The 14,662-nt window shown below is 32.8% G+C and carries 13 protein-coding genes; 6 read left to right on the forward strand and 7 right to left on the reverse strand.

Annotation, left to right across the window (positions count from 1 at the left end; genetic code table 11):
* Window positions 1-96: 96 nt before the first annotated feature.
* Window positions 97-1,158 (forward strand): trypsin-like peptidase domain-containing protein, encoded by a 1,062-nt coding sequence (locus M9C83_05600; protein ID URQ66129.1) that lies wholly within the window; start codon window positions 97-99, stop codon window positions 1,156-1,158.
* Here the strand turns inward: M9C83_05600 and hisD are convergent.
* Genes hisD through M9C83_05620 form a run of 4 tightly spaced genes read right to left on the reverse strand, consistent with a single transcriptional unit; the run spans window position 1,155 to window position 4,953 of the window.
* Window positions 1,155-2,453: a histidinol dehydrogenase gene (hisD, locus tag M9C83_05605; protein ID URQ66130.1), complete on the reverse strand. Its 1,299-nt coding sequence runs from the start codon at window positions 2,451-2,453 to the stop codon at window positions 1,155-1,157. The genes M9C83_05600 and hisD overlap by 4 nt on opposite strands.
* Entirely contained in the window at window positions 2,453-3,076 is a 624-nt protein-coding gene (gene hisG, locus M9C83_05610) for an ATP phosphoribosyltransferase (GenBank protein ID URQ66131.1), read from the reverse strand. Before hisG ends, hisD begins: the two co-directional genes overlap by 1 nt.
* An 8-nt stretch (window positions 3,077-3,084) precedes the next feature.
* Window positions 3,085-4,344 (reverse strand): UDP-N-acetylglucosamine 1-carboxyvinyltransferase, encoded by a 1,260-nt coding sequence (gene murA, locus M9C83_05615; GenBank protein URQ66132.1) that lies wholly within the window; start codon window positions 4,342-4,344, stop codon window positions 3,085-3,087.
* Window positions 4,345-4,953, reverse strand: a complete 609-nt coding sequence (locus tag M9C83_05620; GenBank protein URQ66133.1) for an ABC transporter substrate-binding protein — start codon at window positions 4,951-4,953, stop codon at window positions 4,345-4,347.
* 80 nt (window positions 4,954-5,033) lie between these two features.
* On the opposite strand from M9C83_05620, the gene M9C83_05625 reads away from it, so the two are divergent.
* The 5 genes from M9C83_05625 to M9C83_05645 are packed head-to-tail and all read left to right on the forward strand — an operon-like array spanning window position 5,034 to window position 9,667.
* Window positions 5,034-5,981 (forward strand): sodium:calcium antiporter, encoded by a 948-nt coding sequence (locus M9C83_05625; protein URQ66134.1) that lies wholly within the window; start codon window positions 5,034-5,036, stop codon window positions 5,979-5,981.
* A 14-nt stretch (window positions 5,982-5,995) separates the two neighbouring features.
* On the forward strand, window positions 5,996-6,964 hold the full coding sequence (locus M9C83_05630; protein URQ66135.1) for a KpsF/GutQ family sugar-phosphate isomerase: 969 nt from the start codon (window positions 5,996-5,998) through the stop codon (window positions 6,962-6,964).
* A complete protein-coding gene (gene lptC / locus M9C83_05635; GenBank protein URQ66136.1) occupies window positions 6,964-7,662 on the forward strand; it encodes an LPS export ABC transporter periplasmic protein LptC in 699 nt (232 codons plus the stop codon). Before M9C83_05630 ends, lptC begins: the two co-directional genes overlap by 1 nt.
* Window positions 7,659-8,387, forward strand: a complete 729-nt coding sequence (gene lptB, locus M9C83_05640) for an LPS export ABC transporter ATP-binding protein (protein ID URQ66137.1) — start codon at window positions 7,659-7,661, stop codon at window positions 8,385-8,387. Before lptC ends, lptB begins: the two co-directional genes overlap by 4 nt.
* Window positions 8,384-9,667 carry a hypothetical protein gene (locus M9C83_05645; protein URQ66138.1) on the forward strand — a complete coding sequence of 428 codons (1,284 nt, stop codon included), beginning with the start codon at window positions 8,384-8,386 and terminating at the stop codon, window positions 9,665-9,667. Before lptB ends, M9C83_05645 begins: the two co-directional genes overlap by 4 nt.
* A gap of 4 nt (window positions 9,668-9,671) precedes the next feature.
* Here M9C83_05645 and M9C83_05650 read toward each other — a convergent pair whose 3' ends face one another.
* Genes M9C83_05650 through M9C83_05660 form a run of 3 tightly spaced genes read right to left on the reverse strand, consistent with a single transcriptional unit; the run spans window position 9,672 to window position 14,641 of the window.
* On the reverse strand, window positions 9,672-13,283 hold the full coding sequence (locus M9C83_05650; protein URQ66139.1) for a hypothetical protein: 3,612 nt from the start codon (window positions 13,281-13,283) through the stop codon (window positions 9,672-9,674).
* A gap of 7 nt (window positions 13,284-13,290) precedes the next feature.
* A complete protein-coding gene (gene mreD / locus M9C83_05655; GenBank protein ID URQ66140.1) occupies window positions 13,291-13,794 on the reverse strand; it encodes a rod shape-determining protein MreD in 504 nt (167 codons plus the stop codon).
* On the reverse strand, window positions 13,787-14,641 hold the full coding sequence (locus M9C83_05660; GenBank protein ID URQ66141.1) for a rod shape-determining protein MreC: 855 nt from the start codon (window positions 14,639-14,641) through the stop codon (window positions 13,787-13,789). The genes mreD and M9C83_05660 overlap by 8 nt, the downstream gene beginning before the upstream one ends.
* Between the last annotated feature and the right edge of the window lie 21 nt (window positions 14,642-14,662).

The following is a 14,662-nucleotide window of genomic DNA, read 5'->3' on the forward strand; positions in this document are numbered from 1 at the left end:
GCTTACACCGGTCATATTCAACTAGAAGTTTATAAATTTACGATGTATTTTAAGCATTGTAAGGTTTGATAATGAGAATAATTATTTAAAAATTATATGAGTAAAGCTAAATCAATATTTAATTTTTCTATTTTTTCACTTATAGGTGCTTCAATAGGTTTCGTAATCACGGTTTTGTTTTTAAATGACGATAGTAAATCTATTAATGAGGAATTAAGTAATGCAGCTTTTTCCTACAACTATGCAGTAGAAAAAGCCTCGCCGGCTGTAGTAAACATCTATAGCGAGCAAATCATGGATAAACAATTAACCACTCAAAGGAGATTTAATTCTATATTCAATAATAAAGGACAACAGGTAAAAACAAGTCTAGGGTCAGGGGTTATTCTGAGTTCTGATGGTTATATTTTAACAAATCAACATGTGGTTGGAGATAACTCCCTTCGGGTGACAACAGAATTATACGATGGTCGTAAATTTATCGCTCAGTTGATTGGCATTGATAAAGGAACCGACCTGGCAGTTTTAAAAATTCAAGATGATAAAAATTTATTTCCCTCTATAGAAATTGAGGATTCAGATAAATTGAATATTGGTGATATCGTACTTGCTATAGGCAATCCTTATGGACTTGGCCAATCGGTAAGTATGGGAATTGTTAGCGCAACAGGTAGAGAGTTTGATAATCCTTATTCAAATTATATTCAAACTGATGCTTCGATAAATAGAGGGAACTCAGGAGGCGCATTAATAGATTCAAAAGGAAGGTTAATTGGTATTAATACACTTATGAGGTCGTCCAGTGGAGGCTCAGAAGGAATAGGCTTAGCTATACCTTCGACGATTGCCTTGGAAATCATTAGTGATTTAATTCAGTATGGTGAAGTGAGACGCGGTTGGTTAGGTTTTAGTATTGAGAGGCTAAATCTCTTAAGAAAAGGTCAACTAATGATTTCAGAAGTAGTAGAAAATGGCCCAGCTTACAGAAGCGGTCTTATGAAAGGTGATGTTATCAATTCAATAAATTCAGAAAGTCCTTCTTATGATAATTTATATAAAACATTTGCGAGGTCTAAACCAGGAGAGGAAATACTCCTTGAGGTAAAAAGAGGCTCGGATATCATAAATTTAGCCTTGATAACTGGACAGGCAGATTAATTTTTAAATCTTTTCTCTGCAGCTATAGCGTGTGCGGTTAATCCCTCGGCTTTTGCTATCTTTGAAGTATGGTCAATATATTCATTAAATTGTTTGATATTCTTTTCCCTGTCGAGGGAAACATAGCTATAACTAACTATGAAGTCTTCCACTGATAAAGGTGAGCTAAATCTAGAAGATGAATTAGTTGGAAGTATGTGACTAGGACCTAGAATATAATCAGAAAAGGAGTTGGCAGAATTCTCACCTTTAAGAATCAAGCCAGCTATTAATGAATTTTCATCTTGAAAATTAATGTGATCAAAAGCTATATGCAAATGTTCAGGCGCAATCTTGTTTACTAATTGTTTAGCTTCAGAAAAATTATCGATTTTAATTATCAGTCCATTTGAGCTGATTGATTCTTTAATAATTGTACATCTTTCAAGTGAATCTATTTCAGACGATATGATTTCTTTTACATTAGCTATTATGTCATCACTATCTGAAATCAAAACTCCAGATGCATCTGAATCATGTTCAGATTGAGCCATAAGATCCCAAGCTATTGTTTCTGGATTTGAAGAGCTATCTGCGAGGATAAGAATTTCGGAGGGACCGGCAATTGAATCAATACCAACTTCGCCAAAAAGTTGTTTTTTTGCCTCAGCTACAAATATATTTCCTGGTCCAATTATTTTATCCACCTTAGATATTTGATCTGTTCCGATAGCTAAAGCTGCAATTGCCTGAGCTCCACCAATCCTGTAAATTTTTTCTATGCCTGCAACTTTTGCTGCAGCTATTGTCAGTGAATTTAGTATTCCATTTTGTGCAGGAGAAGTTATTGAAATATCACTTACACCGCAGGCTATAGCCGGTGCAGCTCCCATTAATACAGTCGAAGGATAAGAGGCCTTACCTCCTGGTACATAAATACCTACAGATTCTATAACCCTAAACTTTCGGGTTATCTCATCATCTGTATTCTCCAGATTTAAAGAGGCAAAACATTGCGATTGATAATTAAGTATTTTTTCAAAAGAATACTCGAGAGACTTCAAAATATCTTTGTCACAACTTTTTAATATTTGATCAATTTCTTTTCTTGAAATTTTAAAAACATCAGAATCAAAGCCATCAAATTCTTTCGTTAAGTCTTTTAAGGCATTATCGCCTTTGCTTCTGATTTTTAGAATAATTTCTGAAACCAATTGAGAAACTTCTCCAGAAACCTTATTCCTTTCAGCCAAATAAGCATTAAAACTTTTTGAGAATGAACTTTCTTTTGTATCTAACTGATTAAAAATTAACATTATTTCAGTGCTTCCATAATCTCATTAATAATTGTAGCTTTTGTTTTAATTGAAGCTTTGTTGGCAATTAATCTAGTAGAAATATCTGCAATGATTTTAATTTCTTTAAGACCATTAGCAGTAAGAGTTTTGCCAGTATCCACTAAGTCAATAATTGCATCTGACAAACCAAGTACAGGAGCTATTTCTTGTGCGCCATTTAGATAAATTATTTCAGGTTGTATTCCAATAGAATTCATAAATTTCGTTGAGCTCTTTGGATATTTAGTAGCTATTTTTAATCTTGCAGAACCTGTGAGAACGTCTTCATAACCTGCCAAAGATAATCTGCACTTACCAAGACCAAGATCCGCCAATTCCACAAACTCCTCTTCTTCCTTTTCCATGAGGATATCTTTCCCAACAATGCCTATGTGGGCAGCGCCAGAAGTAATGTATGTGGGTACATCCCATCCTCTTATGATCAATACTTTTACACTAGGATGTTTCGTATCCAGCAACATCTTTCTTGATTTCTTTACATCATCCTTTATGGCGAACCGAGTTTTTTCTAGCAATGGTATGAAGTCTTCATACACTCTTCCCTTAGGCAAAGCTATTATCAATGAGTTAGATTTATTCACAGTTATCTTTAAGATATTCTTTCAATATCGGCTCCCAACATTTTCAGCTTTTCTTCTATTCTTTCATAACCTCTGTCAATATGATAAATCCTATCAATTGTAGTATCTCCCTCTGCTACAAGACCTGCTAAGACCAAACTAGCTGATGCTCTTAAGTCTGTTGCCATTACAGGAGCTCCTTTTAATTTATTTATTCCTCCAATTACTGCCGTATTGCCTTTAAGGGTTATATTGCCACCCATTCTTGCTATTTCTTGAACATGCATAAATCTATTCTCAAAAACAGTTTCAGTAACTGTCGAATTTCCTTTGGCAATAGAATTTAGAGACACAAATTGAGCCTGCATGTCTGTTGGAAAAGAAGGATAAGGTCCTGTAGTTAAACTTGTTGCCTGTGGTCTGGAGGCATCCATTTTAATTTCAACCCAATCTTCACCTTGACTAATAATGGCGCCGCAACTTTCCAGTTTCAATATAACCGATGAAAGAAATTGAGGTTTAGCAGATTTTATTTTTACTGAACCACCAGTCATAGCAACTGCGGTGAGATAAGTCCCTACTTCAACTCTATCAGGCATAACACTAAATGTTGCACCTTCTAGTTTATCAACTCCTTCTACCGTAATAACGTCAGTTCCTGCACCCTTAATATTTGCACCCATTTGTATAAGACAATTTGCTAAATCCATTACTTCAGGCTCTCTAGCAGCATTTTCGATAGTTGTGACACCTTCAGCCAAACTCGCTGCCATAATCACATTTTCTGTTCCTGTGACGCTTACTGGTTCAAATATTATTCTTGCACCTTTCAAACGCCCATCAACTTTTGCCTTGATATTTCCATCTACAATACTCACTTCTGCACCCATTGCCTGCATAGCCTCTATATGAAGATTTACAGGACGACTTCCTATTGCACAACCTCCAGGAAGAGCAACTGAAGCTTGCTGAAACCTTGCCAATAGAGGTCCCAGAACAAGAATTGATGCTCTCATTGTTTTGACTAGTTCATAACGTGCATTGAGATTTTTAATATTAGAGGTATCAACTTGAACTTCCATTTCATCACTTAACATTACATCAACACCCATAGAGCCCAACAATTCGAGCATTGTAGTTACATCATTTAAATGAGGAAGGTTTCCTACCTTGAGAGGAGAATCTGCCAATAAAGAGGCAGCCAAGATTGGTAATGCGGAATTTTTTGCACCTGAAGCATAGATCTCTCCATTTAAAGGCGAACCTCCTCTTATCAATAATTTATCCATCTAAACTGAGGTAACCCATTTTTCTATCACTAAGTTTATATCTTCCTTATTTTTTTCCATTAGAGAGTAGAATTGATTTCTGAAGATCTTTCCAAGATTCATACCATTAATTTCAATATTTATTATTTTCCAATTATTATCTTTATCTAGATACATACTATACCTCCCAGGGTAAGTACTTGATGAGGTAACTATTTCAATATTTACTCTAGCCTTTGTCTTTGAATTTGTGGGACCGGTTGGAGGTAATACATTAATTTTTTCATCCTTAAATTCTACGAGAGTGCTGGCATAAGTATCTAGCAAACTACTTTCAAATACTTTCGAAAAGTCTTCTAATTGTTTAGGAGTGGCATTTCCGGCATATTTTCCCATTACGTTTCTCGATATTCTTTTAAAATCTACTATAGGTCCAAACGCATCACTTATTTCTTTTGTAAAGAGATCAGGATTATCAAGAAAGAGTTGATTCTTTGTCCTAATGATCTCAATTATATTGCTGTGAGTTCTTTCAGCATACTCATAAGCAGAGACTACCTCTGAAAGGATTTGAAGGCTTGAGATAAATAAGTTAATTAATACAAAAATTTTAAATGGGGCAATTTTCATAACAGATAAATATGATTTGATTTGGTCAGTAACTATTATACCATCTGGTATAAGTCTTATTTAGGACTAAAGTATTTATTATGATCATTGCACTATTAGCAATATGTTCGGGCATTGCCCTTATATGGGTTAGTGCCGAAAAATTAGAAAAATATTCTGTTCATGCAGCAAGAGAATTTGGTTTCTCTCCTTTCTTTATTGGGTCTACAGTAATTGCCTTTGGAACATCTGCACCGGAGATGCTTACAACTTTCTTTGTCTCCCTCGAAAATAAGGGCTCTATGGTTATAGGTAATGTTATTGGATCAAATGTAGCTAATCTGTCACTTGTTTTTGGCTCTATGCTTCTAATTGTTTCTCTAAAAAAATTTAGGATTAAACAAGAAGTAGCAATTCAAAAAAACTTATTAATTTTATTGATTTCTAGTTTATTAATCTGGTTAATAATGGCTATCGATCCATTTAATATTTTATCCTCATTAATTCTTTTAACTTCACTGATCCTTGTCATTTCTTTCTGGTATAAAAATGGTGTTTCTGATGAAAATGAAAATGATATAAATTTACCTAAATATGTATCTTTGAAACTTACTCTATCTCTGGTCTTTCTTGTCTTTGCAGCATGGTTAATTACTTTTGGAGCTAATCAAATATTAGATGAATTTAGTTTAGGTGAGTTATTTATTGGGTATACAGTATTAGCAATAGGAACTAGTTTGCCGGAAATAGCTGCATCTGTTTCGTTAGCCTTAAAAGGGAGATATGAAACCGTTACTGGGACTTTAATAGGCTCAAATATTTTCAATGGATTATGCGTTTTAGCTATACCAGGTTTATTTATGAATCCAAAAATGTCATTAGGTTGGTCGTATTCTGAATGGTCACCCTTATTATTTATTCTCTTCATAATAACTTTTATATTTGCTTACTATATTTTTTCTGTTTCAAAAAAGCAGAGAAATGCGAGTTTCTTACTTAGCTTGTTATTTTTAAGCTCATACTTTGTTTCACTTTACTTCGCTTATTAGATAGATTTACATATATGAAAAAGATTGATCACCTAAAGTCAGCGAGAAAAACCATTAAAATCGAGTCTAAAGGACTTGAAAATCTGTCAGACACTTTATCTTCGGAATTCAATGATGTGTGTGATAAGTTACTCAAAACTAAGGGTAAAATAATAACTATAGGAATTGGAAAATCAGGACATATAGCAAGAAAAGTCTCTGCAACACTTTCTAGCACTGGGTCGCACTCTAGTTTTATAAATGCGGGTGAAGCGCTGCATGGCGATATAGGAGAAATAAATAAAAGTGATAAAGTAATAATTTTTTCTCATTCTGGTCAAAGCGAAGAAGTCATTAATTTAATTCCTTATCTCAAATCCGTAGGCTGTGATTTCTTCTCTATAACAGGCTCTAGAAGCTCTTTCATTGCTAAAAACTCAATGATTAACTTAGACACGGGTATATCTGAAGAAGCTTGTCCTTTGGATCTTGCACCCACTACAAGCACCACTGCGGCCTTAGCCTTAGGAGATGCTATTGCAGTAGCTCTTTTGGAAGCTAAGAAATTTGGAAGAGAGGATTTTGCAAAATCTCATCCTGGAGGCAAACTCGGAAAAAGATTAATTACTACTGTAGGAGATTTGATGGCTAAAGGCGATGAATTGCCACTGGTCTCAAAAGAGAATACTCTTTCGGAAACTTTAATTCAAATCAGTTCAAAAGGTTTAGGTGTAGCTCTAATAGTTGATAAAAAGAAGTTGATAGGTATTTTCACAGATGGTGATCTAAGAAGGACACTTAATAATGAAAAGAATCCATTGGAAAAAAAGATTTCGACTTTTATGACTTCTAAAACTAAAACAATTTTAGCTCATGATTTGGCCATTGATGCTTTGGCGATAATGCAAGCTAATAAGATCTATTCGCTAGCTGTTCTAGATAAAAAAGAAGCCCTGGTAGGAATCATTAGAATGCATGATCTTATTGAATCAGGTTTGATTTGATGTCCTGTATTACAAAACATTTTTTTATTATTTTAGTTTCCCTTTTCTGTAATTTTTGTTTTTGCATTGAACAAGAACATCAAAATTATATTTCTATTCTAGACAAACCATCTTTTTCTGTTGCTTCACCGGAAAGACAAATCACTATAACAGGTGCAAGATCTAGCCTTCATAAGAGTTCTGAATTTACTATTCAAATTCCAAATTTCAAGCTGAATTCAAATAAATTATCAGTAAATATCTATTCTAAAGAAGCAATTTACAATAAAGATATTGGATTTATAAAGTTTAAAGATTCTGCTGAGCTTGAGGCATTAAATAAAAAAGATAATTTGATTCTCTCTACTGAGGAAATAACCTTAAATCTTAATAATGATATATTTTCAAGTGTGCATGAGGTACTTACAAACTTTAACAACCTTGAGATTAAATCTTTGGGAGTAGAGATAACGCAAAAAGCTGGTAATTTGCGTGCAGAATTCAGTAAGGGTACTTTCCAAATTAAGGATATAGGGTCAATAAGCAAAGGATATGCAAAAAAGCTCTACATTATTTCTGAAGACAATAAAATTATCCTCGAAGAAGAAGCTTTCTTAGATCAAGATGGATTTATAATCAAATCTGATCTAATCCATTATGACTACAGTCTCAATAAAATCCTTAAATCTATAAATTCTAGTATTGAGAATAAGTCATGAATCTTGTCGTTGAAAATCTGAACAAAACTTATGATAAAAAAGCTATTGTTGATGGAATATCTTTCAAAATAACTAGCGGAGAGACTGTTGGAATTTTAGGACCAAACGGCGCAGGCAAAACCACTCTTTTTTATATGATCGCGGGTCTAGTAGCAATTGACTCGGGAAAAATTTATCTGTCGGGAAAAGAACTTAATCAAAAGTCTATTTCTGAAAGAACTTCACTTGGACTCACTTACCTCCCTCAGGAATCATCAATATTCAGAGGACTAACGGTTGAAGCCAATATTTTTTCAGCTTTAGAACAAAGAAAAGATTTAAATCATAAAGAAAGGCAAAGGGAACTTGATTCACTATTGGGAGATTTTGGTTTGGTTGAATTGTCAAACACACTCGGGATAAAGTTATCAGGTGGCGAAAGAAGAAGAACTGAAATAGCTAGATCAGTTGCTTCAAACCCTCAGTTTATTCTTCTGGATGAACCTTTTGCCGGCATAGATCCAATAGCTGTTTCAGATCTTAAAGAAACAATCCATAGTTTGAATAAAAAGGGAATTGGTGTCTTAATAAGTGACCATAATGTTCGGGATACCATGAATATATGTAAGCAGGTACTTATCGTTAATAAGGGTAAAATTATAGCGAATGGAGATCCTTCAGAAATAGCCAATGATAAACTGGTAAAAGAAGTTTATCTTGGTCAAGATTTTGATACTGAATTGTGAAACAAAGTTTAAGACAAAAACAAAAGCTTTCCGTAAAGATAACTGCCAGCCTTGGTAATCAAATTAAACTATTATCATTAAGTGGTTTTGAAATAAGTTCAAAATTAAATGATCTCATAGAAGACTATTTTGATGAGGATGATAAGAAAATTGCTCATTTCAAAGATGAATATCTTATAGATAGATACAAAAATGTACTATACCAGGGTAATGATTATCAAAATATCCTCTCAGGAGAACTAGACTCTGACATTAGACAGAAACTTTTACAGCAACTTGAGCTTACACCGTTTGATGAAGCTGAAAACCTTATCGGAGAATATCTAATAGACTCAGTGGAAAGTAATGGAAGATTAGATCCCGAAATAAATTATGAAGATATAAAAAGTATAGTTTTTGAAGACCTTCAAAAGAATATTTCCGATCAAGATATAGATAAGGTGCTTCAAATTATTCAAAATTTTGAACCGCCAGGCTGTGCTTTTAGAAATATTAATGAATCTTTATTCATACAAATAGAAAATTTAGAGCTTAGTAATGGAGAAAAGATAACCTTGAAAGAAACCCTTGAAAATTTGATAGATGGAAAAGTTGAAATCCATCAATTACCTCACAAGATAAAAAAGAATTTAGACAAATTATCATTAAATCCAACAGGTAGTTTTGGAAGTACTACACAAAATTATATAAGACCGGATCTAGTAGCTATAAAAGATAAAAACGAATGGCAAGTTTCTTTGAATGATGAATTTATGTCTAAAGAATTATTAGAGATAGTTAAGAGTAAAGTAAATTCTATAGAGAATGAGAAAACTATTTCTTCTAAGTCTTTTCTAAATGGTTTGGAAAGGCGACAACAAACACTTCTGGTAGTCTCAGAATTTATTGTCCAGGCTCAAAAGAATTTTCTAAATGGTAAAGCGGGAAAAAGAGCAATATCAAATAAAGAAATAGCAGATAAACTTGAATTAAGCACATCAACAGTGTCTAGGATTGTTAGAAATAAATATATTCAACTGCCAGATAAAGTAATTCCATTAATTGCATTGTTAGAGCGGAGAATAAATAAACACAAAGAAGGTAAAGATGTCACAGGAGAGGATCTGCAAATTTTGTTGGGGCAAATAATCCAAAATGAAGATAAATCTAACCCTCTTAGCGATGAAAATCTTAAATTTGCTCTTAAAGATAACTTCGGTGTAATTTTATCTAGAAGAACTATTGCAAAATACAGACTCGAACTTCAAATACCATCTTCAAGAGAAAGGTATTTTATATAAATTATTAATCAGATTCCTCGAACCAGCCATTAAAGTCTGTTTTTGGATCTTGTAATGTTCCAGTAATGGACCAAGATCCAGAACTTATTTGGTCCAAGTTTCTCTCAAATGCCTTACCAGCAATGTAAACTACGCCGGCAGTTATAGGGCCTCCTAATAAAAAAGCATATGCTGGAAGATACTCCCTAATAGGTAAAGTCATAGTAACCTCCAAGGCAAGACTATCTAGGTAACCTTTTTGGTCCCTTCCAATAACTCCTTTCCACTTAAACTCGCTAGATCCACTTTTAAATATCAAAGGCTTTTGCAATCTAATGGAGTCCTTAGTCAGCAACATGTCTCCTTTCACATTGTCGGCACTGAAACCCGATTTGTATAATTTTCTGAAATCTAAATTTGTTACCTTCTCAAAGGAATCAGTTACATTAAATATATTAACCAATCTAAGAATATTATTTTGAGCTTGGAGATCTTCTCTATTCTTAATTAACAATCCTTCAACTTCAATATACACGTCACCAAGTACTTCTGCATAATCAAATTCCCAAGGTAAAGATTGCCAAGACACATTTGTCTCTACAAAAATTGTATCCATTTCAAAGTTAGGCTCTATTCCTATTTGCTTAAAGGCCTTTTCTGGGGATCCAGAATAAATTTTAGATTCTAAATTAGTATTCCAGCCCAATTTATTTTTTGTAATATTTAATCTCGAAACATTATTCTTATTCTTTGTAAGACCCCATTTTCCATACGTTCCGTTAATTTCATCCAAGATAAAGGAAGAATTTGAATTAGATAATTCAAATGCCCAGTTTCCAAATTCAAAGGAATTGATTACTAAAGAATCTGTTTTAAACTTCAATGGCATTGATAAATTTTTGTACAAATCTAAGAAAGATGAACCTGATGTTGATTCAGAAAAATTCAAATTTATGTAATCAAGATCAATTATTGGAACTTGGTTAGTTTTCTTCGGAAGATAAAGGCTTCCAGACAAACTATCATTGGAAACTATCAACTCGAGGAACTGATTAGAATTTCTAGATTTGATTATTGTTTTTGGAAGATAAAAATTTGATAAAGATACCTCATTTATTTGAAGCTTTTTAATATCTATATCTGAAAATTTATTATCAACAGATTTTCCAAGAAGAGAAAAAATAGATAAATCAAGCTTATCAATATTCCCTATAAGAGAAATCTTTCCACTCTCAGTGCTGATCGATTGCTTTTCTTTTCCTGCGATAATAAATCCCTCTGCTGTACCGTTAAAGAGGTTTAATTTTCCTCTGATAATATCTCCAAGTTTAAATTGGAGCCTTGAGTATTCATTACTGTATGAGGGATAAAATAGTATGTTAAGGTCTGCTGAATCTTCTTTAGACTTGAAAAAAGGATCAGGAAAGTTCATCTCAGTTCCATTGAGGTTAGAGGAAAGCTCTAAGTATGATTTCTTTATATCCTGACCTCTAATCAAAGATGGAACAGCAACCTGAATTGCTGTTACTGAAGTGCCTGAGATTGAATCTCTTAAACTAATTGGAAATAAATTTTTGATTTGAAATGAATTCTTAGAAGAAAAAAAACTATACCCTCTGCCTGCATTCTCTGGATCTAAATCGAGAATAATAGGGATAGAATTAACTTTTAAAGAAACATAACCCTCTTTAAACCCTGTTTTATTATCATAATTTATTGTTGAAAATATATTAGTTAAGTTAAATCCAAAATTTGAGACATTTAATTTTCCTTTTTCTATCTTTGTAGTAACCTCCAACTGAGAGTTTTTATCTAGTAATGAAAATTCTTTTTTTAGTGGCGAACTAAAATAAAAGTTTGTTTCATGAAATCCTCCAGAATTTAGATCCCGGAAGTTATAGCCGGGAAGTTTAAGCAAGGTGGAAAAAGGTCCTTCAGAGGTTCCATTTACATCAAAATATAAACTCGAACCTAATTGAAAAGTTTTAAAATCTGCTTTAATTCCAGAGCCAAAGAAATTTCCATTAAAAATCTTACCATTTAAAATAAAGTTATCTATCGATAAGTCTGCATTTGCCCCCAAGATCTTATACCCATTAACATTCAGAGAAATATCTCGCCCTGAAGCTTGCATGGCGAAAGATGATGAATTGTTGGTATAAATACCGTCCACTGGACCTCTGTAAATTAAGTTCAAATCTTCAAATTGAGCACTATCGATTAGATAATCAATACCCTCTTTTGTTGAAGATAAATAGGCTGTATTAGGGAAAAATGATAAAACGGATTTATCACTCATCTTCTTGCTTCTTAATCTTAAATTAATATCTCCAAGACCCTTCGTAGGGATGTTCAAAAAAGATAACAGCCCTTCAATTTCCTCATCATCAAGGATCAAATTAAAGCTAGATGGATTTATCTCAAATTTCTTATTTGAAAAACTAAAATTTACTAAAGAATTGAAGTCATGAAATACTAAATCTTTGTCCAGAAAATCAGACGACGAAGCAAGAATAAAAGGAGAATTAAGAACCAAGTCACCTTTGCCTTTGTAAATAGATAATTTCCCAACCAAACCTGTTAAATCCATGGAATTATGGTTAATTTCTAAGTCCTGAATGTTGGCTGTTAAAATTTCTTTGCTTGTATCAAATTTAATTATCAGGTCTTGTAAAAGGCCACTTACAGTAAGTTCAATGCCAACTTTCTCTAAGATAGTTTCAGTCAACTTACTGTTGGAAAGATTTATTTGCGGAAAGATTACCTTAGGAGAGTTATCTGTAAAATTGATGAAATAATTAGGTACCGTTATTTGTGCATTATTATTCAAAACTGTACTGACTTGTATTAAGTTTTCATCTATATTTTTTAACTTAAAGCTTGAAGAGATAGAATTGAATCCAAATATATTCTCATTTGTTATTAAATTCATATTTCCTTGAAAATTTAAGACCTTCTGTTGGAAGAAAGTAAAGTTCACTTGAGTCTGTAACTCAGCATTAAAATTACAAATCTTGCAAATGAGACCAATAAGGGCATCATCCAATTTAAATTTATTTGAATGTATGTAACCCTTTACCAACTCTCCATTAGAATTTTCGCTTGAAAGTATTCCTACTTCTAAAATATTTTTTTGTCTATCCTTGAGATAAAGATTTAGTTTAGGTTCTCCTTTTCTAAGTGAAGAATCTAAGCTTAGATTGAGTAAATTAGTATCATCAGGAAGATTAATTTTGAGATTATTAATACTTAACTTCTCAATTGATCTTAAGGTCTTAACAAAAGAAAAAGAATCGCCTGATTCATTGGCATAGGCCCTATTCTGAATAATAATACTATCTATACTTAATCTTGAGATGAATTTACCCCACGAAATATTAAATAAAGAAAACTGAAGAAAAATTTTATCTGCAGAGATGAATTGATGGTCATTTTCTGATTTTAAATTGGTGATTAAGACTGAAGGCTTTATTGGGTGCCAATTTGATTCAGTAACAGTAAATGAAGGATCAATATCTAGAAGGGACTTGAATACAAAAGAGTAAAATGTTTTCTGCGTTGTAGCTAGTGAAAAAGAAAGCAAGATACTTGTATAAACAAAAATTATCCAAACAGTAATAGAAAATATCTTATTCACAGTATGTTCATATTTTTATTTTCTTTCTTCTAAATACTCGAAGAAGATTAAAAATAGGTACCCAAAAAATTGATGAGATTAATGAAAAGATAAGTGCATTTGTCAGATATAAACTGTCAGCTATATTTAAACCTTCACTTACATCGAGGAAATCGAAAGTAAATACCATCTTGAATATAAAGAAAAGGAAGAAGAGGATAACTGATTGCTGCCAAATAGGAGAAACTCTAAATTGATAAAAGAATCGCTGGCATATGTAAGTAATTAATACAAATAGTAATCCATGTAAACCTAAGATGGAACCGTTTAACAAATCCATAATTAAGCCAATGAACAATGCTTCAACAATCCCAACTTTATCCGGCAAAGCCATATTCCAATAGATCAACACTAGCAAAGTGAACAAAGGTTTCCACTGTAGGATTGATTCTGGAAAAACAAAATTATCCACAACCATAGCAAGAACAAGTGAGAGATAAATCCAAAGTTTATTTTTATTAGATTTATTCATTTTTATAAATCAGAAAATAGTCTTGATTAATAGGATCAGAATAAAAAAATACTTCAACTTCTAAGAATTCACTATCTACAGGATCAGTAACTGATACTACCTCACCTACTAATATACCATCTGGAAAAATCTCCCCAAGCCCAGAAGTATAGACTCTTTCTCCAGCTGAAAATTCCGATGTTTTATTTATAAATTTTAGTTTCCCATTCCTTCCTAGTCCCTTTCCCTCTAAGGTCGCATGCAATGAGGAGTCACTTGAAATTACCGGTACTGAAGATCTGATATCTTGAACTAATAAAACTTCTGTTGAAGAGAAACCAACACTACTTACTCTCCCAGCCAAGCCCTGTTCAGAAACTACTGCGCTATCCTTTTTAACAGCCTGTCGACTATTTATATCTAGAACTAGTAGAGGTTGATATTCATTAGAAGATAAAAAACTTTTTTTAGAAATTAGAAATCTCTCCTTAGCAATACTTAAAGAAGACCAAAGAGCATTAAGCTTGCTATTATCAATCGAAATTTTCTCCATGAATTGATTTGTTGCTTTAAGCTTAAGGTTTTCTTCTTGTAAAGACTGCACTTTTTTTTCTAGGTTGACCCTCGATGAAAAGAAAAGATTAAAATTCTCGTAGATCTGTAATGGAAATGTTGTTAAGAAAGACATTGGTTTTAGCATGTCATTACTAAATGATCTTATATATGTGCCAGATTCATACCTGATATCTGTAATCATAAGAAAAAGACAAAATATTGAAGCAAAAATAACTCTTGACGGTTTCATGGCAGGTATAGCGAATATGGCCTCACTGCTAATATTTGATACTTTATGTTCTCTTTTGAGCATAGATAAATAATACTCAGAGAG

This window comes from SAR86 cluster bacterium, assembly GCA_023703575.1.
In the GTDB taxonomy this organism is placed as follows: domain Bacteria; phylum Pseudomonadota; class Gammaproteobacteria; order Magnimaribacterales; family Magnimaribacteraceae; genus Magnimaribacter.

Coding starts and splice junctions, on each gene's coding strand:
- M9C83_05630 (URQ66135.1), top strand. CDS start 5,996: ATGAAAAAGATTGATCACCTAAAGTCAGCGAGAAAAACCATTAAAATC.
- M9C83_05660 (URQ66141.1), bottom strand. CDS start 14,641: ATGCTCAAAAGAGAACATAAAGTATCAAATATTAGCAGTGAGGCCATA.
- murA (URQ66132.1), bottom strand. CDS start 4,344: ATGGATAAATTATTGATAAGAGGAGGTTCGCCTTTAAATGGAGAGATC.
- M9C83_05600 (URQ66129.1), top strand. CDS start 97: ATGAGTAAAGCTAAATCAATATTTAATTTTTCTATTTTTTCACTTATA.
- mreD (URQ66140.1), bottom strand. CDS start 13,794: ATGAATAAATCTAATAAAAATAAACTTTGGATTTATCTCTCACTTGTT.
- lptC (URQ66136.1), top strand. CDS start 6,964: ATGTCCTGTATTACAAAACATTTTTTTATTATTTTAGTTTCCCTTTTC.
- hisD (URQ66130.1), bottom strand. CDS start 2,453: ATGTTAATTTTTAATCAGTTAGATACAAAAGAAAGTTCATTCTCAAAA.
- M9C83_05620 (URQ66133.1), bottom strand. CDS start 4,953: ATGAAAATTGCCCCATTTAAAATTTTTGTATTAATTAACTTATTTATC.
- M9C83_05625 (URQ66134.1), top strand. CDS start 5,034: ATGATCATTGCACTATTAGCAATATGTTCGGGCATTGCCCTTATATGG.
- lptB (URQ66137.1), top strand. CDS start 7,659: ATGAATCTTGTCGTTGAAAATCTGAACAAAACTTATGATAAAAAAGCT.